Origin of the sequence: Mesorhizobium sp. ANAO-SY3R2 (assembly GCF_042466635.1) — a bacterium.
Taxonomy (GTDB): Bacteria; Pseudomonadota; Alphaproteobacteria; order Rhizobiales; family Rhizobiaceae; genus Aminobacter.
In genome coordinates, this window is record NZ_CP159955.1 from 4165089 (window position 1) to 4185882 (window position 20794).

Below are 20794 nucleotides of genomic sequence, written 5' to 3' on the forward strand. Positions count from 1 at the left end.
TATAGGCCCCAAACAGCCGCGAGAAATTTCCGCCATGGCCAATCAGGCGCCATTCGCCAAGATGAACGGGCTCGGCAACGACATCATCGTTGCCGACATGCGCGGCCGTGCGGACCGCGTTGCACCGGCGGCTGCGGTGGCGCTAGCTGCCGATCCGGCGACCAAGTTCGACCAGATCATGGCTATCCACGACCCGCGCAGGCCGGGCACGGCGAACTACATCGAGATCATCAACTCCGATGGCACCCATGCCCAGGCCTGCGGCAACGGCACGCGCTGCGTCGTCCAGGCGCTGGCTGCGGAGACCGGCCAGAAGGCTTTTACGTTCGAGACGGTGGCCGGCATCCTCAACGCCGAGGAGCACGAGGACGGCTTGATTTCCGTCGACATGGGCATTCCGCGTTTCGGCTGGCAGGACATTCCGCTGGCCGAGGAGTTTCGTGACACGCGCGCCATCGAGTTGCAGATCGGCCCGATCGACGCGCCGGTGCTGCACTCGCCCTCGGTCGCCTCGATGGGCAATCCGCACGCCATCTTCTGGGTCGACAACGACGTCTGGTCCTATGACCTCGACCGCTTCGGCCCTATGCTGGAAAACCATCCGATCTTCCCCGAGCGCGCCAACATCTCGATCGCCCAGGTGACGTCGCGTGAAACCATGAACCTGCGCACCTGGGAGCGCGGTGCCGGCCTGACCCGCGCTTGCGGATCGGCCACTTGTGCTGCCGCTGTGTCGGCTGCGCGCACCGGCCGCACCGGCCGCAGCGTGACCGTGACTGTGCCGAGCGGCGGGGTGCTCAAGATCGACTGGCGCGCCGACGACCACGTGGTCATGACCGGCCCAGCCGAGTGGGAATTTTCAGGGACCTTCGATCCTGCCTCAGGCGCATGGGTCCGCGACCAGCAGGACGTCGCCTGATGGGAATCGACGTCGTCACCTTCGGCTGCCGCCTCAACACCTACGAATCCGAGGTGATGAAGCGCGAGGCCAAGGCTGCGGGACTTGAAGATCTCGTCGGTGGCGCGGTGATCTTCAATACCTGCGCCGTCACAAGCGAAGCCGTGCGCCAAGCCAAGCAGTCGATCCGCAAGGCGCGCCGCGACAATCCGGAGGCGCGCATCATCGTCACCGGATGCGCCGCGCAGACCGATCCGGCCGCCTTCACTGAGATGGCCGAAGTCGACCTCGTGCTCGGCAACGAGGAAAAGCTTAAAAGCCATAACTATCGCGCGCTGCCCGATTTCGGCGTCAATGATTTCGAGAAGGCCCGCGTCAACGACATTTTTTCCGTGCGCGAAACGGCAGGCCACATGGTGGATGCCATCGAGGGCCGCGCGCGGGCTTTCGTTCAGGTGCAGAACGGCTGCGACCATCGCTGCACCTTCTGCATCATCCCCTATGGCCGCGGCAATTCGCGTTCGGTGCCGATGGGGGCTGTGGTCGAGCAGATCAAGCGCCTTGCCGGCAACGGCTACGCCGAAGTGGTGCTGTCGGGCGTGGACATGACCAGCTACGGCGCCGACCTGCCCGGTGCGCCGCGTCTTGGCAAGCTGGTCAAGACCATTTTGCGCCAGGTGCCCGACGTCAGGCGCCTGCGGCTGTCCTCGATCGATTCCATCGAGGCCGACGAGGATCTGCTCGAGGCGGTCGCCACCGAAAAGCGGCTGATGCCGCATCTGCACCTGTCGTTGCAGTCGGGCGACGACATGATCCTCAAGCGCATGAAGCGCCGCCACCTGCGCGACCAGTCGATCCAGTTCTGCCAGGACGTGCGGGCGCTGCGTCCCGACATCGTCTTCGGCGCCGACATCATCGCCGGCTTCCCGACCGAGACCGACGAAATGTTCGAGAATTCGCTTGGGATCGTCGAGGAGTGCGGGCTGACCCATCTCCACGTCTTCCCGTTCTCCCCGCGCGAGGGCACGCCCGCCGCGCGCATGCCGCAGGTCAGGCGCGAGATCGTCAAGCAGCGCGCCGCACGCCTGCGCGCCGCCGGGGAGGCGGCCTACCAGCGCCACCTCGCGGCCCTGGATGACACGCGGCAAAAGGTGCTGGTCGAGCGCGAAGGCCTCGGCCGCACGGAAGGCTTTACGCTCGTCGCGCTCGACCGGGGTGTGGCGGGCGAGATCATCGAGGTCGACATCGCCGGACATGACGGCGAGCGGCTGAAAGCGGCACCGGCCGCCGCGTACGCGGCCTGACGAAAGCGACCGCATGGCATTCGGGTTCATCAAGAAAGTCTTTTCCTTCGGCAAGAAGGAGGAAGCGCTGGAGTCCCCCTCCCCCTTGAGGGGAGGGTCGATCGACGCAGTCGATCGGGGTGGGGTCGCCGGATCGTCGGACGCGGCGGAAGCGCTTGCAGCCACAGAAGCTGCGGCGGCAGTTGAGATGACCCCCTCTGGTCCTTCGGACCATCTCCCCCTCAAGGGGGGAGAAGAGGCCGCGCCGGTCGAGCCCGCGCCGCAGCCGGCACCGCCCGAGGTGCCCGAACCCGCGCCGGAAAAGCCGGCCGAACAGCCGGTGCCTGAACCGACCCCGTCCGAGCCCGAACCGCTGCCGGTCGAGATCCCGGTGACGCCGGCAGAGCCGGCTGAGCCAGACCTGCCCGAGGAGATCCCCTACGAGCCGGAGCTGCCGCAGGGCGAGCCGACGATGCGTGAGGCGGAGATTTCCCTCCCCCTTGAGGGGAGGGTGGCCGCGCAGCGGCCGGGAGGGGACGCCGAATCGTCAGACGCGGCGGAAGAGCAGGAGCAGGAGCAGGAGCAGGTTGAGAGTACCCCCTCTGGTCCTTCGGACCATCTCCCCCTCAAGGGGGGAGAGGAGGTCGCGCCCGTCGCCCCGGCCGCAAAGCCCGCTGCCGGCAAGGTCACTGTCAGCAGTAAGGTCGAGCAGAAGGCTGAGGTCGTGGAAGCGGCAGCGCCGGCGCCCAGGCTCACCTGGTTCCAGCGCCTGCGGCTGGGCCTGTCGCGCTCATCCAAGGAGCTGTCGGGCAACATCGCCGGCATCTTCACCAAGCGAAAGCTCGACGAGGACACGCTGCAGGATCTGGAAGACGTGCTGATCCGCGCCGATCTCGGCGTCGAGACGGCCCTTCGCGTCACCGATGCGCTGGCGTCGAGCCGCTACGGCAAGGATGTTTCGGACCACGAGGTCCGCTCGATCATGGCCGTCGAAGTTGAAAAGGTCCTGGGGCCGGTGGCGAAGCCGCTGGAGCTCGACCTTTCGCACAAACCGCATGTCATCCTCGTCGTCGGCGTCAACGGCACCGGCAAGACCACCACCATCGGCAAGCTCGCGGCAAAGCTCACCGAGGGCGGGCTCTCAGTCATGCTCGCCGCCGGGGACACGTTCCGCGCCGCCGCCATCGAGCAGCTCAAGATCTGGGGCGAGCGGACGAAATCGCCGGTCATAGCCACAAAACTCGGGGCGGATGCCGCCGGTCTCGCCTATGACGCCTTCGAAAAGGCCAAGGAAGCCGGCTCCGACGTCCTGATCATCGACACGGCAGGCCGGCTGCAGAACAAGGCCGAGCTGATGGCCGAACTGGAAAAGATCGTGCGCGTGCTCGGCAAGCTTGATCCCGAGGCGCCGCACACCGTGCTGCAGACGGTCGACGCCACCACCGGCCAGAACGCGCTCAACCAGGTCGAGATCTTCCGCAACATCGCCGGTGTCAACGGCCTGGTGATGACCAAGCTCGACGGCACGGCGCGCGGTGGTATCTTGGTCGCAATCGCCGCCAAGCATCGGCTGCCAGTCTATTTCATCGGCGTCGGCGAGCAGGTCGACGATCTCGAACCTTTCTCGGCAAGCGATTTCGCCAAGGCGATCGCAGGAGTTGCCTGACCAATGAACGCACCGATCCTCGAACGCGACCCGTCCGATCCCAAGCGGCAGAAGCAAGAGGTCAACCCGCTGCTCAAGCTGGTGCTGGAACTCGGGCCGCTCGTGGTGTTTTTTTTCGCCAATGCACGTGGCGCATGGCTGGCTTCGCATTTTCCGGCGCTGGCGGAACTCGGCGGGCCGATCTTCATCGCCACCGGCCTGTTCATGGCAGCCACCGCGGTAGCGCTGGCAGCGTCGTGGGTGCTGACCCGCTCGCTGCCGATCATGCCGCTGGTGTCGGGCGTCGTCGTCTTCGTCTTCGGCGCGCTGACGCTCTATCTGCAGGACGACGTCTTCATCAAGGTGAAGCCGACCATCATCAATACGCTGTTCGGCGCAGTACTGCTCGGCGGGCTCGCCTTCGGCAAATCGCTGCTCGGCTACGTCTTCGACTCGGCCTTCCGGCTCGATGCCGAGGGCTGGCGCAAGCTCACTTTCCGCTGGGGGCTGTTCTTCCTGTTCCTCGCCGTGGTCAACGAGGTGGTGTGGCGCTCGTTCTCGACCGACACCTGGGTGGCTTTCAAGGTGTGGGGCATCATGCCGATTACCTTGCTCTTCACTTTCAGCCAGATGCCGCTGATCATGCGCCACTCGCTCGACGAGCAGGCCGGCAAATAGGCCGAAGCCCTGCACGACACTGACACCTCGGCGGAGCGTTATGCGTCGTGTGCATTGCTGCAATGCAGCATCTTATTTTGCAGTGCAATAGTTCCTATGTCATCCTTGAATTGATCAGGGAGGTCAAATCGCGCCGCGCCGAGCGGCATGATGAAAGGAACAAGCAATGTTTTTTGACAGCCTTATTGCCCGCGCCCGCGAAAGCGCGGCCAAGCGCAAGCAGTACAAGCGCCTCGTCGCCGAGATCGACGGTTTCTCCAGCCGCGATCTGGCCGACATCCGCGCCGACCGCAGCGAGATGCTGTTCCAGGCTTACAAGCAGGTCTACGGCTAAGACTATCTCTCGGGCCGGCGACAGGCCGGTCGGTGCGCTATTGCGATGCCGCAAGCGCCTTTTCGATTGCCGGCATGAGCGTGGCCGTGACAGCTTCGGGTGATAGCGGCCCGACATGCTTGAAGGCGATCTTGCCGTCCTTGCCGACAAGGAAAGTCTCAGGAACGCCGTAGACGCCCCAGTCGATGGTGGTGCGGCCGTGCTGGTCGACGCCGATGGCCCTGTAGGGATTGCCGAGGTCGCCGAGGAAACGCCGCGCGTTCTCCGGCTTGTCCTTGTAGTTCAGTCCGGCGATGGCAAAACGCTGGTCCTTGGACAGTTCCAACAGAACCGGGTGTTCCTCGCGGCAGGGCGCGCACCATGACGCCCAGACATTGACCAGCGTCACCTTGCCGACGAAATCCGCCGAGTTGAGGCCGGGCACCGACATGCCCTCGAGCGGCGGCAGTTCGGTCTTTGGCGCGTCGTGGCCGATCAGCGCCGAAGGGATCACCGAGAGATCGCGGCCCGACAAAAGCTGCATCAGGAAGATCCCGGCCAGCGCCAGGAACACCAGCAGCGGCAAGAGCACGAACAGTTTTCGCGAGCCGGCTGGCTTTTGTGTTTCGGTGCTCATGCGGCAGCCCCGCTGCGGTCGGAGCGGCGGCGAAGACCTGCGGCCTCGAGTTCGGCCATTTCGCGCTTGCGGGCGCGCTGGTCGGCGAGGATCCAGATGATCAGCCCGGCGATGGCGAGCGCCGACACGCCATAGGCAGCGGTGACATAAAGGGCGTGCGCGCTCATCGTGTGCCTCGGCAAAAATGCTTCATGTCGACGTTTCCGGCCATGTCCTTCACTTAGCCTTGGCAACGGCCCGGTGCAATCGGACGCCGCGCCGCACTGCCAAGGTTGAAGCGATCGTGATCAGTCGGTGCCCGAGCGCAATGCCACTGCCGCTGCCAGCGGGCCGATGACCGCCAAAAACATCGTCAGCGCACACAGGATCATGAAGGGCGGGGTGAACGGGTCGGGATCGTTGACCGCGCCGTAGGCGGCGGTCACGCCGAAGATCAGCACCGGGATCACCAGCGGCAGGATCAGCACCGAAATCAGCATGCCGCCGCGCGGCAGGGCAACGGTGACGGCGGCACCGGCCGCGCCGATGAAGATGATGGCGGGCGTGCCGACAAGAAGCGTGAGTGCTGCGGCCCCGATGCCGAGCGGCGACATGTTCATGAACAGGCCGAGCAGGGGGGCGGCGATGACCAGCGGAAGCACGCTCGCCGTCCAGTGGGCGAGGCATTTGACGAACACCGTCAGCGCCAGCATGTGGCGGTCGGCGTTGAGCACCAGAAGGTCGAGCGAACCGTCCTCGCGGTCGGCCTGGAACAGCCGGTCGAGGCCGAGCAGGCTGGCGAGCAGGGCGCCAATCCACAAGATCGCCGGGCCGATGCGGGCGAGCAGGTTGAGGTCGGGGCCGACGCCGAAGGGGATGGTGACGATGACCGCCAGGAAGAACAGCACGCCGGTCAGCGCCCCGCCGCCGGCGCGGATGCCCATGCGCAGGTCGCGGAGATAGAGGGCTAGCATGGATTGCCTCCAGCGTGGCTTGTGGAGAGGACGAGCCCTACGTTGCCCCCCTCTGGCCTGCCGGCCATCTCCCCCACAAGGGGGGAGATCACGACCTCAGTGCGACCATCGCTAATTTTCGACGTCCCAATTTCGGCGCCGCGGGCCAAGCTGCCAATCTCCCCCCTTGTGGGGGAGATGGCCGGCAGGCTAGAGGGGGGCGAGAAGGAGCGCTGCAGGTTGAACATGTTGCTAAACATGCACCCGCTCCATTTCCAGCGTCTTCACCCCTTCCAGCCCGAGCGGCAGATGGGTGGCGGCGATGATGATGCCGCCTGAGGCGCAATGCGCTTGCATGAGCGCGGCGAACTGCGCCTCCGAGGCCTTGTCGAGCCCGGCGGTCGGTTCGTCGAGCAGCCAGACCGGCCGATGGCTGATGAGCAGCTTGGCGATGGCTGCACGGCGCTTCTGGCCGGTCGAGAGATAGCCGAAGGGCAGGTGGCCGAGGCCGCCCAGGCCGACGTCCTCCAGTGCCTCGCTGATGCTAAGCTTTTCGTTGCCTGAGAAGTCGCGCCAGAATTCGAGATTCTCGTGAACGGTGAGGGCCGACTTCATCGCGTTCTGGTGGCCGAGATAGTGGCAGGCCAGCGCCACGGTCGAAAATTCCTCGCCGCCGTCCTCGACGGCGATTCGCCCTGATACATGCGGCAGCAACCCGGCGATGACGCGCAGCAGCGTCGACTTGCCCGAGCCGTTGGGACCGGTGACGACAAGTGCCTCGCCGTCGCCAAGCGCGAAGCCGACGCCGGCGAAAACCGTTTCGCCGCCGCGTTCTCCGCTCAGATTTTCGGCGATCAGCCGCATTCTTCCCCCATCGCCGAAGCCTTGTGCCTGTACTTTGCGCTGCAGCAATTTAAGCGAATCTCGGTCTAGAACTATTCCAATAAATTCTCTATATGCCACTCGACCATGCCAGCGGTCGGCATGGGAACAGAATTTGCGCCGAACCAGCTCACGCGCCGCCTTGAACGGCTCGGGTTGCTTGGGAGCGGACAGCGGAAATGGCCGTACCCGCACCTTTGCGCGTGATTGCATGCCCATCGGAGTCCGTTCCCGCGTAGGCTGAACAGACAAGGATGGATCGCACGTGTCCAAATCACTCGACAGTTTCAATTGCCGCCGCACCCTGACTGCAGGTGGCGCCGACTATGTCTATTACAGCCTGGTCGAAGCCGAGAAGAACGGCCTGACCGGTGTTTCGCAGCTGCCTTATTCGATGAAGGTGCTGCTCGAGAACCTGCTGCGCAACGAAGACGGCCGCACCGTCACCAAGGAATCGATCCAGGCCGTAGCCGGCTGGCTGGCCGACAAGGGCACTGCCGGCGTCGAGATCGCCTATCGCCCGGCTCGCGTGCTGATGCAGGACTTCACCGGCGTTCCCGCCGTCGTCGATCTGGCCGCCATGCGTGACGGCATCAAGACTCTCGGCGGCGATCCCGAAAAGATCAACCCGCTGGTTCCGGTCGACCTCGTCATCGACCACTCGGTCATCGTCGACGAGTTCGGCTCGCCGAAGGCCTTTGCCCGCAACGTCGAGCTCGAATACGAGCGCAACGAAGAGCGTTACAAGTTCCTGAAGTGGGGCCAGCAGGCGTTCCGCAACTTCCGCGTCGTGCCGCCCGGCACCGGCATCTGCCACCAGGTCAACCTCGAATACCTCGCCCAGACGGTGTGGACCAACACCGAGGACGGCGTGACGACGGCCTATCCGGACACCTGCGTCGGCACCGACTCGCACACCACCATGGTCAACGGCCTGGGCGTGCTGGGCTGGGGCGTCGGCGGCATCGAGGCTGAAGCTGCGATGCTCGGCCAGCCGGTCTCCATGCTGCTGCCCGAGGTCATCGGCTTCCGCCTGACCGGCAAGCTCAAGGAAGGTGTGACCGCCACCGACCTGGTGCTGACCGTCACCCAGATGCTGCGCAAGAAGGGCGTCGTCGGCAAGTTCGTCGAGTTCTTCGGCTCGGGTCTGTCCAACATGACGCTGGCCGACCGCGCCACCATCGGCAACATGGCGCCCGAATATGGCGCGACCTGCGGCTTCTTCCCGGTTGATTCCGAGACCATCCGCTACCTCAACATGTCGGGCCGCGCCGAAAATCGTATCGCGCTCGTCGAGGAATATTCGAAGGCACAGGGCATGTGGCGCGACGCCTCGTCGGCCGATCCGGTCTTCACCGACCTGCTCGAGCTCGACCTTGCATCCGTCGTTCCCTCGATGGCCGGCCCGAAGCGCCCCGAAGGCCGCATTCCGCTCGAAGGCATCGCCTCGGGTTTTGCGACCGCGCTCGAAGCCGAGTACAAGAAGACCGTCGATCAGGCCAAGCGCTATGCCGTTGAAGGCGAGAACTTCGACCTCGGCCATGGCGACGTGGTGATCGCCGCGATCACGTCCTGCACCAACACCTCGAACCCGAGCGTGCTGATCGGCGCCGGCCTTCTGGCCCGCAACGCCAACCGCATCGGCCTGAAGCAGAAGCCGTGGGTCAAGACCTCGCTGGCTCCCGGTTCGCAGGTGGTTGCCGAGTATCTCGAAAAGGCCGGCCTGCAGAAGGAACTCGACCAGATCGGCTTCAACCTCGTCGGCTTCGGCTGCACGACCTGCATCGGCAACTCCGGCCCGCTGCCGGCGCCGATCTCGAAGACCATCAACGACAAGGGCCTGATCGGTGCGGCCGTGCTTTCGGGCAACCGCAACTTCGAAGGCCGCGTGTCGCCCGACGTGCAGGCCAACTACCTGGCTTCGCCGCCGCTGGTTGTCGCCTACGCGCTCGCCGGTTCGGTCACCAAGGATCTGACATCAGAGCCGCTGGGTGAAGATCGCGACGGCAACCCGGTGTTCCTCAAGGACATCTGGCCGACGAACCACGAGATCGACCAGTTCATCGCCGAGAACGTCACCCGCGAGCTGTTTGCCCGCAAATATGCCGACGTCTTCAAGGGCGACGAGAACTGGCAGAACGTCAAGGCGCCGGAAGGCCAGACCTATGCCTGGGACGACAAGTCGACCTATGTGCAGAACCCGCCCTACTTCGTCGGCATGGGTTCGAAGCCGGGTGAGATCGGCAAGATCGAGGGCGCGCGCGTGCTCGGCCTGTTCGGCGACAAGATCACCACCGACCACATCTCGCCCGCCGGTTCGATCAAGGCGGCGTCGCCTGCCGGCAAGTACCTGACGGACAACGGCGTCGGCGTCGCCGACTTCAACCAGTACGGCACGCGTCGTGGCAACCATGAGGTGATGATGCGCGGCACCTTTGCCAACATCCGCATCCGCAACCACATGCTGGGCGAGAACGGCCGCGAGGGTGGCTACACCATCCACTATCCGTCCAAGGAAGAGATGCCGATCTACGATGCGGCGATGCAGTACCGCGCCGAAGGCGTGCCGCTGGTGATCTTCGCCGGCGTCGAGTACGGCAACGGCTCGTCGCGCGACTGGGCAGCCAAGGGCACCAACCTGCTCGGCGTGCGCGCAGTCATCGCCCAGTCCTTCGAGCGCATCCATCGCTCGAACCTGGTCGGCATGGGCATCGTTCCCTTCACCTTCGAGGAAGGCACGAGTTGGAAGACGCTTGGCCTGAAGGGCGACGAGACCGTCACCATCGACGGCCTGACCTCGATCAAGCCGCGCCAGAAGATGATCGCCAAGGTCACCTTCGTCGACGGTTCGGTGAAGGAGGTTCCGATCCTCTGCCGCATCGATACGCTCGATGAGCTCGACTACTTCAAGAACGGCGGCATCCTGCAGTACGTGCTGCGCGACCTGGCTGCGTAAGCGTTCGCTAGACTCACGTGAAACAAGCCGCCGGGGCGCAAGCTCCGGCGGCTTTTGTTTTGGGCGCGCGGCGTGCTTTCTCTCCTTGTGGGAAAGGGCAGGTCGCGCGCGTCATCCCGGGTGAGCGCAGCGAGACCCGGGACCCATTGATCGGCGCGGCCGGGGTCTGGTTACCGCTGCCTTGATGAAGTGCGCCAAGGCGAGGACCCGGCCGTGCCAGACGATGTTCCAGTCAATGGGTCCCGGATAGCCTGCGCTGCGCTCCGGCTTCCGGGATGACGGCGCCTGCGTTTGCGCGAAGCCTATTCACTGCCACGACCCGTTTCCGGTCTGGCCATTGTCAAAGAGCACTCCCTTGTCGGGAGGTGTTCGGGAAGCGTGGCGCGAGGCCGAGCCTTCCGATAGTATTCTTTGTGGCGCGCGCCGGCCCTCCGCTATGGCTCCGGGCGTTCGACATTCGAAAAGCCAAATCGCTGGCTTTTCGCCGGCCTGCGGCCGGACATGTCTCACCCCCGCCCGGTTGCTTGCCCCGCTCAGTCGCTTCGGCATTTCCGCCGCCAGCCGCCGCAAGGCCCGGGCTTGGGGGTGAAACACCCAGTGGAAGAACCGACCTCCCACCAGCCCGGCACCGGCGCTTCCCCCCGATGCCCGGTGCGCAGCCGGGGTCCCGTGGAAGATCGCGAGGCCAATGATACGGGAGGTTTTGGGGGCGTGGAAAAACGGGGCGGGATTTCCACGCGGGTTGGTGACAGATGCTGACAGTCTCGAGAGCTGGTTCTGGACCGAAGCGGCAATTCCGCCGTCACGGCATGGATCCCCGGGACGCCGCGACGGCGCTCGCGCGCCTGCGACGCCCGAGGATGACGAGGTCATGGGCGGTCACGGCAAATCGCCAAAGTTGGCGCATCCTTCAGAGCCCACAGGTTGGCGACGGCATCCATGCCAGCCGTCATCCTCGGGTCGGAGCGCGAGCGAAGCGAACAGCGGAGATCCCGGGGATCCATGCCGTGATGGCGAAGCTGGCGCTGCGGTGCCGGACACGGGAAACTGCACGCAGCGGCGATCGTCGTCGCAATGGCGGGGCAGCACCGTCGTGATGGCGCCGATGACGGCGTGATCTCCCCCTTTTGTGGGGGAGATGGGCGGCAGCCCAGAGGGGGCGCGAGAAAGCGCGACGCTGACAAGAGAGTGCAACGCGGTGTCGCAAAAGATTACGGCCCATGGAAACTCTTTCCCCATCCGGGGAGAAAAATCACCACACGCCACTCCAAATGTTGCGGCTGCCGGGTGCACATCTGCGCTGCTGCCAATCGCCTGGCAGCGCCGCCACAGGCTTGCCATGATCGCGAGGGAGGAATGGGGCGCGGCGGAATCGAGGGTGCCGGTCGAGCTGTGTCCGGCAGGCCCGTCGGCTTCATACTTTGTTTGCGTTTTTGTCACAAAACTTTGACGTTTACGTAAATCCTGTTGTTTCTAACCGATTGAAATAGTTGACCTCAAAATAATCGGTTGAATTTTTGCCCGGCCAGGGCTATTGCGGGCCGCTATTTCTGGCTGCATGCTCGCAGCCTCTCTGGCCCAAACCTGTTCCACCCCGCCGGCACGGCGTCGTTAAAGGCAAAGGGAAATTCCTACATGGCACGCAACAAGATAGCCCTCATCGGCTCGGGCATGATTGGCGGTACGCTCGCCCACATGATCGGCCTCAAGGAGCTCGGCGACGTCGTTCTCTTCGACATTGCCGAAGGCATTCCGCAGGGCAAAGGGCTTGATATTGCCGAGTCCTCGCCGGTCGACGGCTTCGACTCGCGCTACACCGGCGTCAACGACTATGCCGGCATCGAGGGTGCCGACGTCTGCATCGTCACCGCCGGCGTGCCGCGCAAGCCGGGCATGAGCCGCGACGACCTGCTTGGCATCAACCTCAAGGTCATGGAACAGGTCGGTGCCGGCATCAAGAAGTATGCCCCGAACGCCTTCGTGATCTGCATCACCAACCCGCTCGACGCCATGGTCTGGGCACTGCAGAAGTTCTCGGGCCTGCCCAAGAGCCACGTCGTCGGCATGGCCGGCGTGCTCGACTCGGCGCGCTTCCGCTACTTCCTGGCCGACGAGTTCAAGGTTTCGGTCGAGGACGTCAGCGCCATGACGCTGGGTGGCCACGGCGACGACATGGTGCCGATGGTGCGCTATTCCACCGTTGCCGGCATCCCGCTGCCGGATCTCATCAAGATGGGCTGGACCAGCCAGGAGAAGCTCGACGCCATCGTCGAGCGCACTCGCAAGGGCGGCGGCGAGATCGTCGGCCTGCTCAAGACCGGCTCGGCCTATTATGCGCCGGCCTCTTCGGCGGTCGCCATGGCCGAAGCCTATCTCAAGGACAAGAAGCGCGTCCTGCCCTGCGCGACGCACCTGTCGGGCCAGTACGGCATCAAGGACATGTATGTCGGCGTGCCGGTGGTGATCGGCGCCGGTGGCGTCGAGCGCATCATCGAGATCGATTTCAACAAGGCCGAGCAGAAGATGTTCGAAAAGTCGGTCGAGGCGGTCAAGGGCCTCTGCGACGCCTGCGTCGCGATCGCGCCGAACCTGGCCAAGAAGTAAGGGTTTCCGATGAATATTCACGAGTATCAGGGCAAGCAGTTGCTCAAGGGTTTCGGCGCGCCGGTTGCGGCTGGCGTTCCGGTGTTCAAGATCGAGGAAGCGGAAGCGGCTGCAAAGGCGCTGCCGGGTCCGCTCTATGTGGTGAAGAGCCAGATCCATGCCGGCGGCCGCGGCAAGGGCAAGTTCAAGGAACTGCCGGCTGACGCCAAGGGCGGCGTTCGCCTCGCCAAGTCGGTCGAGGAAGTCGTGGCGTTTGCCAAGGAAATGCTCGGCAACACGCTGGTGACCAAGCAGACCGGCCCGGCCGGCAAGCAGGTCAACCGCCTCTACATCGAGGACGGCGCCGACATCGATCGCGAGCTGTATCTGTCGCTGCTGGTCGACCGTTCGGTCGGCCGCGTTGCCTTTGTGGTTTCGACCGAGGGCGGCATGGACATCGAGCAGGTCGCGCATGACACGCCCGAGAAGATCATCACCGTTGCGATCGACCCGGAAGCGGGCGTGACGGCTGACGACCTCAAGGCGCTGAATGCTGCGCTGAAGCTCTCGGGCGAGGCAGCTGCCGACGGCGAAAAGCTGTTCCCGATCCTCTACAAGGCCTTTGTCGAGAAGGACATGAGCCTGCTCGAGGTCAACCCGCTGATCGTCATGACCAACGGCCGCCTGCGCGTGCTCGACGCCAAGGTGTCGTTCGACAACAACGCGCTGTTCCGTCACCCCGACGTGCTCGAGCTGCGCGATACCACCGAAGAAGACGCCAAGGAAATCGAGGCGTCGAAGTACGACCTCGCCTATGTCGCCCTCGACGGCAACATCGGCTGCATGGTCAATGGCGCCGGCCTGGCGATGGCCACGATGGACATCATCAAGCTCTACGGCGCCGAGCCCGCCAACTTCCTCGACGTCGGTGGCGGCGCTTCGAAGGAGAAAGTGACGGCGGCGTTCAAGATCATCACCGCCGACCCGGCCGTCGAAGGCATCCTGGTCAACATCTTCGGCGGCATCATGAAGTGCGATGTCATCGCCGAGGGCGTGATCGCGGCGGTCAAGGAAGTGGGCCTGAAGGTTCCGCTGGTCGTCCGTCTCGAAGGCACCAATGTCGAGCTCGGCAAGAAGATCATCAACGAGAGCGGGCTGAACGTCATCTCGGCCGACGACCTCGACGACGCTGCAAAGAAGATCGTCGCTGCGGTGAAGGGTAACTAAATCCATGTCCATTCTCATCGACAAGAACACCAAGATCCTGGTGCAGGGCCTGACCGGCAAGACCGGCACGTTCCACACCGAACAGGCGCTGGCCTATCACGGCACCAAGATGGTCGGCGGCATCCACCCCAAGAAGGGCGGCGAGAACTGGACCGGCTCGAAGGGCGAACAGCTCCCGATCTTCGCCTCCGTGGCCGAAGGCAAGGAAAAGACCGGCGCCAACGCGTCCGTGGTCTATGTCCCGCCGGCAGGTGCGGCCGAGGCGATCCTCGAGGCGATCGAAGCCGAGATCCCGCTGATCGTCTGCATCACCGAGGGCATCCCGGTCACCGACATGATCAAGGTCAAGGCGCGCCTCGACCGCTCGAAGTCGCGCCTGATCGGCCCGAACTGCCCCGGCATCGTCACGCCCGACCAGTGCAAGATCGGCATCATGCCGGGCAACATCTTCCGCAAGGGTTCGGTGGGCGTTGTTTCGCGCTCCGGCACGCTGACCTATGAAGCGGTGTTCCAGACGACCAATGCAGGCCTCGGCCAGTCGACGGCTGTCGGCATCGGCGGCGATCCGGTCAAGGGCACGGAATTCATCGACATGCTCGAGATGTTCCTCGCCGACGACGAGACCAAGTCGATCATCATGATCGGCGAAATCGGCGGCTCGGCCGAAGAGGACGCAGCACAGTTCCTCATCGACGAGGCCAAGCGCGGCCGCAAGAAGCCGATGGCCGGCTTCATCGCCGGGCGCACTGCACCGGAAGGCCGCACCATGGGCCATGCCGGTGCCGTGATCTCGGGCGGCAAGGGCGGCGCGGAAGACAAGATTGCGGCCATGGAGGCAGCGGGCATCCGCGTGTCGCCGTCGCCGGCACGTCTTGGCACCACGCTGGTCGAAGCGATCAAGGGCTGAATAGCTTAGGCTGAGAAGGAGTCTTTCGCGACGAAAGCCCGGCAAATCACAGAACTCGCAGACCCTCTCCCCGCATGACGCGGGGGGAGGGCGTCGGCGCTGGAACCCCAAAGGGTGACGCGACGGCAAGCGGGTGGGCGATGCGGCGCGAAGGAAAAACGTAGAAGGAGACGGAGCAGAGCTCCGGATTTCAGATGGCGCGATCAGATCAGGCCAACGACCAATTTTCCCTCACTTCGTTCCTCTACGGCGGTAACGCCGACTATATCGAGGCGCTGCATGCCGCCTTCCTTGACGATCCGGAATCGGTCGACGCCGAATGGCGCGACTTCTTCTCGGCGTTGAAGGACGACGCCGGCGACATCCGCAAGAACGCCAAGGGCGCGTCGTGGTCGCGGCCGAGCTGGCCGCTGCAGGCCAATGGCGAACTGGTGTCGGCGCTCGACGGCAACTGGGGCATGGTCGAGAAGCACATCGAAAAGAAGGTCAAGGACAAGGCTGCCGCCACCGGCGCCAAGCCTTCGCCGGTCGACGTGCTGCAGGCGACGCGCGACTCCGTCCGCGCCATCATGATGATCCGCGCCTATCGCATGCGCGGCCACCTGCACGCCAATCTCGATCCGCTCGGCATCGCCAAGCCGCTCGAGGACTACAACGAGCTGTCGCCCGAGGCCTACGGCTTCACGGAGGCCGACTACGACCGGCCGATCTTCATCGACCATGTGCTCGGGCTCGAATACGCGACCATCCGCGAGATGCTCGAGATCCTCAAGCGCACCTATTGCTCGACGCTCGGCGTCGAGTTCATGCACATCTCCGATCCCGAGGAGAAGGCGTGGATCCAGGCCCGCATCGAGGGGCCGGACAAGGAAATCAGCTTCACCGCCGAGGGCAAGAAGGCGATCCTGCACAAGCTGGTCGAGGCCGAGGGCTTCGAGCAGTTCATCGACGTCAAGTACAAGGGCACCAAGCGCTTTGGCCTCGATGGCGGGGAATCGCTGATCCCCGCACTCGAGCAGATCATCAAGCGCGGCGGCTCGCTCGGCCTGCAGGAGGTCGTGCTCGGCATGGCGCACCGCGGCCGTCTCAATGTCCTCTCCCAGGTGATGGCGAAGCCCCACCGCGCCATCTTCCACGAGTTCAAGGGCGGTTCCTATGCGCCTGACGACGTCGAAGGCTCGGGCGACGTGAAGTACCATCTCGGCGCCTCCTCGGACCGCGAATTCGACGGCAACAAGGTGCACCTGTCGCTGACCGCCAACCCCTCGCATCTCGAGATCGTCGATCCGGTCGTGATGGGCAAGGCACGCGCCAAGCAGGACCAGCTGTTCGGCCGCGCCCGCGGCGAGATCGTGCCGCAGGAAGAGCGCGCCAAGGTGATGCCGCTGCTGCTGCACGGCGACGCGGCATTCGCCGGCCAGGGCGTGATTGCGGAAATCCTCGGCCTGTCGGGCCTGCGCGGCCATCGCGTTGCCGGCACGCTGCATTTCATCATCAACAACCAGATCGGCTTCACGACGAACCCGCGATTCTCGCGCTCGTCGCCCTATCCGTCCGATGTGGCCAAGATGATCGAGGCGCCGATCTTCCACGTCAATGGCGACGATCCGGAAGCGGTGGTGTTTGCGGCCAAGGTCGCGACCGAATTCCGCATGAAGTTCCACAAGCCGGTGGTGGTGGACATGTTCTGCTATCGCCGCTTCGGCCACAATGAAGGCGACGAGCCGGGCTTCACCCAGCCGCTGATGTACCGCAACATCCGCGCCCACAAGACGACCGCGCAGATCTATGCCGAAAAGCTGGTCGCCGAAGGGCTGGTCAGCCAGCCAGAGATCGACCAGATGCGTGCCGACTGGCGCGCCAATCTGGAAGCCGAGTTCGAGGCAGGCCAGGCCTACAAGCCCAACAAGGCCGACTGGCTCGACGGCGCCTGGTCGGGGCTGCGCGCCGCCGACAACCAGGACGAGCTGCGCCGCGGCAAGACCGCCGTGCCGGTCAAGACGCTGAAGGAAATCGGCAAGAAGCTGACTGAAGTGCCGAAGGACTTTGAAGTCCATCGCACCATCGCCCGCTTCCTCGAAAACCGCCGCCAGGCGATCGAATCGGGCGAAGGCCTCGACTGGGCAACGGCGGAATCGCTGGCGTTCGGCTCGATCCTGCTCGACGGCAATCCGATCCGCCTGTCGGGTCAGGATTCCGAGCGCGGCACCTTCTCGCAGCGCCACACCGTGCTTTACGACCAGCGCGACGAGAACCGCTACATTCCGCTCAACAACCTGTCGGCAGCACAGGCTGGCTACGAGGTCATCAACTCGATGCTCTCGGAAGAGGCCGTGCTCGGCTTCGAGTATGGCTATTCGCTGGCCGAGCCCAAGGCGCTGACGCTTTGGGAGGCGCAGTTCGGCGACTTCGCCAACGGCGCGCAGGTGGTGTTCGACCAGTTCATCTCCTCTGGCGAACGCAAGTGGCTGCGCATGTCGGGCCTCGTCTGCCTGCTGCCGCACGGCTATGAAGGCCAGGGCCCCGAGCACTCCTCGGCGCGCCTCGAGCGCTTCCTCCAGCTCTGCGCCGAAGACAACATGCAGGTGGCCAACGTCACCACGCCGGCCAACTACTTCCACATCCTGCGCCGGCAGCTGAAGCGCGACTTCCGCAAGCCGCTGATCCTGATGACGCCGAAGTCGCTGCTGCGCCACAAGCGGGCCGTGTCGTCGCTGTCGGAGATCTCGGGCGAGAGCTCGTTCCACCGCCTGCTGTGGGACGATGCCCAGTATCTCGGCAACGAGCCGATCAAGCTGGTCAAGGATTCGAAGATCCGCCGCGTCGTGCTGTGCACCGGCAAGGTCTATTACGACCTCTATGAGGAGCGCGAGAAGCGCGGCATCGACGACATCTACCTGCTGCGCGTCGAGCAGCTCTATCCGTTCCCGGCCAAGGCGCTGATCACCGAACTCAGCCGTTTTCGCAACGCGGAGATGGTGTGGTGCCAGGAAGAGCCCAAGAACATGGGTGCGTGGTCGTTCATCGATCCCTATCTGGAATGGGTGCTCGCCCATATCGACGCCAAGCACCAGCGCGTGCGCTACACCGGCCGTCCGGCCGCCGCCTCCCCGGCGACGGGCCTGATGTCCAAGCACCTGGCACAGCTCCAGGCATTCCTCGACGACGCCCTCGGCGAATAACGCAAAGAAACGGACAGCAAGACAAATGGCTACCGAAATCCGTGTCCCCACCCTCGGCGAATCCGTGTCCGAGGCGACCATCGGCAAGTGGTTCAAGAAGGCCGGCGACGTGATCGCCGTCGACGAGCCCCTAGTTGAGCTCGAGACCGACAAGGTCACCATCGAAGTGCCGGCACCTAGCGCAGGCGTACTGGCCGAGCAGACCGTCAAGGAAGGCGAGACCGTTGGCGTCGGCGCCCTGCTTGGCATGATTTCCGCCGGTGACGGCGCTGCCGTCAAGCCGACGGCCGTGGCCCAGGCTTCTGCACCGACCGCAGCCTCCACCGTCAAGGAGGCCGTCGCCCAGACCGCTTCGGTCGCCGGCGCGCCGGCCATCGAGGAGCGCAAGATGCCCCCCGCGCCGGCTGCCGCCAAGCTGCTCGCCGAGGCCAACATCGCGGTCGACCAGGTTGCCGGTTCGGGCAAGCGCGGCCAGGTGCTGAAGGGTGACGTGCTCGACGCCATCGCCAAGGGCGTGACGGCTCCGGCTTCGGTTCCCGCCGCACCGGTCGCCGCCCGCGCGCCGTCCAGCACCGAGGATGCCCCGCGTGAAGAGCGCGTGCGCATGACCAAGCTGCGCCAGACGATTGCCCGCCGCCTCAAGGAAGCACAGTCGACGGCTGCCATGCTGACCACCTTCAACGAGGTCGACATGAGCGCGGTGATGTCGCTGCGTTCGAAGTACAAGGACATCTTCGAAAAGAAGCACGGCGTGAAGCTTGGCTTCATGGGCTTCTTCACCAAGGCGGTGACCCATGCGCTGAAGGAAATCCCGGCCGTCAACGCCGAGATCGACGGCACCGACATCATCTACAAGAACTTCGCCCATGTCGGCGTCGCCGTCGGCACCGAAAAGGGTCTGGTGGTGCCGGTGGTGCGCGATGCCGACCAGATGTCGATCGCCGAGATCGAGAAGGAAATCGGCCGCCTCGGCCTCGCCGCGCGCGACGGCAAGCTGTCGGTCGCCGACATGCAGGGCGGCACCTTCACCATCTCCAACGGCGGCGTCTACGGTTCGCTGATGTCGACGCCGATCCTGAACGCGCCGCAGTCGGGCATCCTGGGCATGCACAAGATCCAGGACCGTCCGGTCGTGGTCGGTGGCCAGATCGTCATCCGTCCGATGATGTATCTGGCGCTGAGCTACGATCACCGCATCGTCGACGGCAAGGAAGCCGTGACCTTCCTGGTCCGCGTCAAGGACAGCCTGGAAGATCCGGAACGCCTGGTTCTCGACCTGTAAGGTTCAAGCCCGAGGGGCGGGCCGCAACGGCCCGCTCCCGACGCGCCAGCCCAAAGGACCGGTTCATGGCTTTCGATGCGGAAATCCCTCTGATCCACATGGCTGTCCGGCAAGCGTCGCGCGCGGCGCGACGTCTCGCGGGGCTGATGGCGCTGGTGGCCGCGACGACCGCACCGGCGCTCGCCGCATGCCCGGTTGAGCTTGCGGTCTATGGCGACCGCGACAAGGCCGCGTCGATCGATTTTCAGCCGACGCTGGAATCGGTGACGGTCACCAACCGCTTCAAGATGGTTTTGGAAAACGACGTCGTGCTCGACGGGGTGGTGATGTGGTCGCAGGACGTCGGGCGGCCCAACGGCATGCTGATGTACCAGTGCCCGGAGGGCGACGTGACCGGCGAGGAACTCGACGCCTGCACCGTATGGCAGGGTGTCATCTACAGCGTCGACGGCGACGGCAATGTCGGGCTGCTGCCGGCCGAGGGCACACCCGCGCCCCAGAAGCTGCTCCTGTCCGACCTCGGCCATTCGCTGCGCACGTCGGCGGCCTATGGGCCAGGCGGTTTTTCGAAAGTGCCGTGGGACGTGTTCGAGTTGCAGGGCTGCCAGGAATGAGCACTGAAGGCAAGGTTTTGCTGGTGACTGGCGGCAGTCGGGGCATTGGTGCCGCGATTTGCCGGCTCGCCGCCAAGGCCGGCTATCGTGTCGCCATCAACTATGCGTCCAACGACAAGGCCGCCCATGCGCTTGTGGCCGAGATCAAGGCTGCCGGCGGCGAGGCGATCGCCATCAAGGGCGATGTCGGCAGCGAGGCCGACGTAGTCGCGATGTTCCGGGCGGTCGACGCTGCCTATGGGCGGCTCGATGCGCTGGTCAACAATGCCGGGGTCGTCGACGTCAAGGCGCGCGTCGACGAGATGAACGCTGCCCGGCTCGAGCGCATGATGCGCATCAATGTCATAGGCTCCATGCTCTGCGCCCGCGAGGCCGTGAAGCGCATGTCGAGCCTGCATGGCGGGAAAGGCGGGGCCATCGTCAACGTCTCGTCTGCTGCGTCTTCGCTGGGCTCGCCGGGCGAATATGTCGACTACGCCGCCTCCAAGGGCGCGATCGACACCTTCACCATCGGACTGGCCCGCGAGGTGGCAACCGAGAACATCAGGGTGAATGCCGTGCGCCCCGGCATCATCGACACCGAAATCCATGCGTCCGGCGGCCAGCCGGACCGCATTGCGGCCATTCGCGGCATCGTGCCGATGAAGCGCGAAGGCAAGGCCGAAGAAGTCGCCCGTGCCGTCCTCTGGCTTTTGTCGGACGAGGCATCATATTCGACGGGCTCGATTTTGAACGTGAGCGGCGGCCGCTGACCGCCCAGGAAAGAAGGACTGAA

The 20794-nt window shown here is 64.6% G+C and carries 17 protein-coding genes; 13 read left to right on the top strand and 4 right to left on the bottom strand.

Features of this window, described 5'->3' with window-relative positions; genetic code table 11:
* Window positions 1-34: 34 nt before the first annotated feature.
* From dapF to ABSY17_RS24815, 5 genes are all read left to right on the top strand, one after another.
* A complete protein-coding gene (dapF, locus tag ABSY17_RS24795) occupies window positions 35-919 on the top strand; it encodes a diaminopimelate epimerase (protein ID WP_378946850.1) in 885 nt (294 codons plus the stop codon).
* Window positions 919-2202 (top strand): tRNA (N(6)-L-threonylcarbamoyladenosine(37)-C(2))-methylthiotransferase MtaB, encoded by a 1284-nt coding sequence (mtaB, locus tag ABSY17_RS24800; protein WP_378946852.1) that lies wholly within the window; start codon window positions 919-921, stop codon window positions 2200-2202. The genes dapF and mtaB overlap by 1 nt, the downstream gene beginning before the upstream one ends.
* Window positions 2203-2215: 13 nt before the next feature.
* Window positions 2216-3847, top strand: a complete 1632-nt coding sequence (ftsY, locus tag ABSY17_RS24805) for a signal recognition particle-docking protein FtsY (protein WP_378946855.1) — start codon at window positions 2216-2218, stop codon at window positions 3845-3847.
* Window positions 3848-3850: 3 nt separating this feature from the next.
* Window positions 3851-4504, top strand: coding sequence for a septation protein A (locus ABSY17_RS24810; protein WP_378946858.1), 654 nt, complete (start codon window positions 3851-3853; stop codon window positions 4502-4504).
* 166 nt (window positions 4505-4670) lie between these two features.
* Window positions 4671-4838 carry a hypothetical protein gene (locus ABSY17_RS24815; RefSeq protein ID WP_378946861.1) on the top strand — a complete coding sequence of 56 codons (168 nt, stop codon included), beginning with the start codon at window positions 4671-4673 and terminating at the stop codon, window positions 4836-4838.
* A gap of 37 nt (window positions 4839-4875) precedes the next feature.
* Here the strand turns inward: ABSY17_RS24815 and ABSY17_RS24820 are convergent, their stop codons facing one another.
* From ABSY17_RS24820 to ccmA, 4 genes are all read right to left on the bottom strand, one after another.
* Entirely contained in the window at window positions 4876-5454 is a 579-nt protein-coding gene (locus ABSY17_RS24820; protein ID WP_378946864.1) for a DsbE family thiol:disulfide interchange protein, read from the bottom strand.
* Window positions 5451-5621: a heme exporter protein CcmD gene (gene ccmD, locus ABSY17_RS24825; protein WP_378946867.1), complete on the bottom strand. Its 171-nt coding sequence runs from the start codon at window positions 5619-5621 to the stop codon at window positions 5451-5453. The genes ABSY17_RS24820 and ccmD overlap by 4 nt, the downstream gene beginning before the upstream one ends.
* 120 nt (window positions 5622-5741) lie before the next feature.
* A complete protein-coding gene (ccmB, locus tag ABSY17_RS24830; protein WP_378946870.1) occupies window positions 5742-6407 on the bottom strand; it encodes a heme exporter protein CcmB in 666 nt (221 codons plus the stop codon).
* A 231-nt stretch (window positions 6408-6638) separates the two neighbouring features.
* A complete protein-coding gene (gene ccmA, locus ABSY17_RS24835) occupies window positions 6639-7250 on the bottom strand; it encodes a heme ABC exporter ATP-binding protein CcmA (protein ID WP_378946873.1) in 612 nt (203 codons plus the stop codon).
* 283 nt (window positions 7251-7533) lie between these two features.
* On the opposite strand from ccmA, the gene acnA reads away from it, so the two are divergent.
* From acnA to ABSY17_RS24875, 8 genes are all read left to right on the top strand, one after another.
* The gene (gene acnA / locus ABSY17_RS24840) at window positions 7534-10224 is read left to right on the top strand and encodes an aconitate hydratase AcnA (RefSeq protein WP_378946876.1); all 2691 of its coding nucleotides are present in this window, start codon (window positions 7534-7536) and stop codon (window positions 10222-10224) included.
* A 1635-nt stretch (window positions 10225-11859) separates the two neighbouring features.
* Window positions 11860-12828, top strand: coding sequence for a malate dehydrogenase (gene mdh, locus ABSY17_RS24845; RefSeq protein ID WP_378946879.1), 969 nt, complete (start codon window positions 11860-11862; stop codon window positions 12826-12828).
* A gap of 9 nt (window positions 12829-12837) precedes the next feature.
* The gene (gene sucC, locus ABSY17_RS24850) at window positions 12838-14034 is read left to right on the top strand and encodes an ADP-forming succinate--CoA ligase subunit beta (RefSeq protein ID WP_378946882.1); all 1197 of its coding nucleotides are present in this window, start codon (window positions 12838-12840) and stop codon (window positions 14032-14034) included.
* Between the two features lie 4 nt (window positions 14035-14038).
* Window positions 14039-14941 carry a succinate--CoA ligase subunit alpha gene (gene sucD, locus ABSY17_RS24855; protein ID WP_378946885.1) on the top strand — a complete coding sequence of 301 codons (903 nt, stop codon included), beginning with the start codon at window positions 14039-14041 and terminating at the stop codon, window positions 14939-14941.
* Window positions 14942-15135: 194 nt separating this feature from the next.
* On the top strand, window positions 15136-18123 hold the full coding sequence (locus ABSY17_RS24860; RefSeq protein WP_378946888.1) for a 2-oxoglutarate dehydrogenase E1 component: 2988 nt from the start codon (window positions 15136-15138) through the stop codon (window positions 18121-18123).
* A gap of 25 nt (window positions 18124-18148) precedes the next feature.
* Window positions 18149-19405: a 2-oxoglutarate dehydrogenase complex dihydrolipoyllysine-residue succinyltransferase gene (gene odhB / locus ABSY17_RS24865; protein ID WP_378946891.1), complete on the top strand. Its 1257-nt coding sequence runs from the start codon at window positions 18149-18151 to the stop codon at window positions 19403-19405.
* A gap of 146 nt (window positions 19406-19551) precedes the next feature.
* Complete coding sequence (locus tag ABSY17_RS24870; RefSeq protein WP_378953000.1) at window positions 19552-20019, top strand: hypothetical protein; 468 nt, start codon at window positions 19552-19554, stop codon at window positions 20017-20019.
* Window positions 20016-20771 (top strand): SDR family oxidoreductase, encoded by a 756-nt coding sequence (locus ABSY17_RS24875; RefSeq protein ID WP_378946894.1) that lies wholly within the window; start codon window positions 20016-20018, stop codon window positions 20769-20771. Before ABSY17_RS24870 ends, ABSY17_RS24875 begins: the two co-directional genes overlap by 4 nt.
* Window positions 20772-20794 lie beyond the last annotated feature (23 nt).

Excerpts from the sequence above, each read along its gene's own strand:
- mdh (WP_378946879.1), top strand. The coding sequence starts at position 11,860 with ATGGCACGCAACAAGATAGCCCTCATCGGCTCGGGCATGATTGGCGGT.
- sucD (WP_378946885.1), top strand. The coding sequence starts at position 14,039 with ATGTCCATTCTCATCGACAAGAACACCAAGATCCTGGTGCAGGGCCTG.
- ABSY17_RS24860 (WP_378946888.1), top strand. The coding sequence starts at position 15,136 with ATGGCGCGATCAGATCAGGCCAACGACCAATTTTCCCTCACTTCGTTC.
- odhB (WP_378946891.1), top strand. The coding sequence starts at position 18,149 with ATGGCTACCGAAATCCGTGTCCCCACCCTCGGCGAATCCGTGTCCGAG.
- ccmA (WP_378946873.1), bottom strand. The coding sequence starts at position 7,250 with ATGCGGCTGATCGCCGAAAATCTGAGCGGAGAACGCGGCGGCGAAACG.
- ABSY17_RS24870 (WP_378953000.1), top strand. The coding sequence starts at position 19,552 with ATGGCGCTGGTGGCCGCGACGACCGCACCGGCGCTCGCCGCATGCCCG.
- ABSY17_RS24815 (WP_378946861.1), top strand. The coding sequence starts at position 4,671 with ATGTTTTTTGACAGCCTTATTGCCCGCGCCCGCGAAAGCGCGGCCAAG.
- mtaB (WP_378946852.1), top strand. The coding sequence starts at position 919 with ATGGGAATCGACGTCGTCACCTTCGGCTGCCGCCTCAACACCTACGAA.
- ABSY17_RS24810 (WP_378946858.1), top strand. The coding sequence starts at position 3,851 with ATGAACGCACCGATCCTCGAACGCGACCCGTCCGATCCCAAGCGGCAG.
- ccmD (WP_378946867.1), bottom strand. The coding sequence starts at position 5,621 with ATGAGCGCGCACGCCCTTTATGTCACCGCTGCCTATGGCGTGTCGGCG.
- ccmB (WP_378946870.1), bottom strand. The coding sequence starts at position 6,407 with ATGCTAGCCCTCTATCTCCGCGACCTGCGCATGGGCATCCGCGCCGGC.
- ftsY (WP_378946855.1), top strand. The coding sequence starts at position 2,216 with ATGGCATTCGGGTTCATCAAGAAAGTCTTTTCCTTCGGCAAGAAGGAG.
- ABSY17_RS24820 (WP_378946864.1), bottom strand. The coding sequence starts at position 5,454 with ATGAGCACCGAAACACAAAAGCCAGCCGGCTCGCGAAAACTGTTCGTG.
- ABSY17_RS24875 (WP_378946894.1), top strand. The coding sequence starts at position 20,016 with ATGAGCACTGAAGGCAAGGTTTTGCTGGTGACTGGCGGCAGTCGGGGC.
- dapF (WP_378946850.1), top strand. The coding sequence starts at position 35 with ATGGCCAATCAGGCGCCATTCGCCAAGATGAACGGGCTCGGCAACGAC.
- sucC (WP_378946882.1), top strand. The coding sequence starts at position 12,838 with ATGAATATTCACGAGTATCAGGGCAAGCAGTTGCTCAAGGGTTTCGGC.